General features: G+C 65.9%; 2 protein-coding genes. Both read right to left on the reverse strand.

Going from position 1 to position 1,577, the window contains the following annotated elements; translation table 11 throughout:
• The coding region (locus BN4252_RS00425) for a sensor histidine kinase (RefSeq protein WP_066524081.1) at nt 1-1,046 on the reverse strand (1,046 nt) is incomplete at its 3' end.
• The coding region (locus BN4252_RS00430) for a response regulator transcription factor (protein WP_066524083.1) at nt 1,043-1,577 on the reverse strand (535 nt) is incomplete at its 5' end. The genes BN4252_RS00430 and BN4252_RS00425, both read right to left, overlap by 4 nt.

Raw genomic sequence — 1,577 nt, forward strand, 5'->3', positions numbered from 1 at the left:
GTGGCGGTGAGAGTGCCGCCGTGGGCCTCGATCAATGCCTTGGAGATGGTCAGACCGATACCGGCCCCGCCGTTGTCCCGGCTGCGGGCGGCATCCCCCCGGTAGAAGCGTTCGAAGATGTGTTCGAGCTGGTCAGGTGGGATGCCCTCGCCGTCATCGGCGACGTGGATGAGCGCGGTGGACGCCCCCTGTCGGTGGACGCTGATCCGGACCTGCCCGCCGGCCGGGGTGTGCCGTAGCGCGTTCGACAGGAGATTGCTCATCACCTGGCCGAAGCGTTGCCGGTCCACGAGCACCCGGGCGGTGTCCGTAATGGTCTCGACCTGTAAATCGACGCCTTTGTCAGCATAAGCTTCCCCCGCGGCAGCAGCCGCGGTATGGAGCAGATCCCCGAGCCCTTCCTCCGCCAGGTCCAAATCAATCCGGTGTTCCTGGGCCCGGGAGACATCGTCGATGTCTTCCATCAACCGGGTCAGGCGGGTGAGTTGGTCAGCCATGATCGTGTGGGTGGCATTATTCCAGTCCACGGCCCCGTCCTGGAGACCATCGAGGTAGACCGTGAGCACCGATAAGGGGGTGCCCATTTCGTGGGCCAGATCAGAGAGCATCTGGCGGCGGACCTGTTCGGTGTGTTCCAGCCGGTCGGCCATGGTGTTGAAGGCATGCGCCAGGGTGGTGACTTCGGGGCCTGCTTCTCCGGCGGGCACGCGGATACGATAGTTGCCGGCCGTCAGGCTGGTAGCGGCGCGGGTGAGATCCTGCAGGGGGGTGCGCAGGCGACGCGATAACCACAGGCTGGCCAGCAGGGCGCTGATCAAGGCGGTGGGCAGGGCGACGGCCAGGGTGATCAGGTTGGCGTCCCGGTAGGCCTGCTCGGCATGGAACAGCTCCAGCGAGGGGTCTTCCCGGCCGGCCATCAACATATGATCATGGAACAGGGTCGGGCCCACCATCGTGGCCACGGCCACGGCCACCAGCAGGCTAATCACCACGACCAACACCTGGGCGGTCAAGAAGCGGAAGGTCAGGCCGGGTCCGTGATTCATGGCTGCCCCACCCGGTAGCCCACGCCACGCACCGTGTCGATAAACCCCCGGCCCCGGGTGTCGGTGCCGAGCTTGCGACGCAAGTTGCCGATGTGGACATCGACGATGCGTTCATCACCGACCCAGGTGGTGTCCCAGACCTCGGTGACCAGGTCGTGGCGGGTCAGTACCTGGCCGGGGCGCAGGGCCAGGGCAACCAGCAGCTCGAACTCCGTGCGGGTGAGCTCCACGGTCGTCTCCCCCACCCGCACCTGATGGGCGACGGGGTCAAGGATGAGGTCACCAACGATCAAGGGGGTGGTCACCTGCGGTGGGGTGGTGCTGGTGCGCGGGCGGCGCAGCACCGCATTCACCCGGGTCACCAGTTCCCGGATGCTAAAAGGTTTGGTGATGTAGTCATCCGCCCCCAGGGTCAAACCGCTGATCTTGTCGTCCTCGCTGCCACGCGCGGTGAGCATGAGGATGTAGCAGTCCGAGAAGGTGCGGATCCGTCGGCACACCTCCAGGCCGTCGAGTTCGGGCAGCCCCAGA

Origin of the sequence: Corynebacterium bouchesdurhonense (genome assembly GCF_900078305.2) — a bacterium.
Lineage (GTDB): Bacteria > Actinomycetota > Actinomycetes > Mycobacteriales > Mycobacteriaceae > Corynebacterium > Corynebacterium bouchesdurhonense.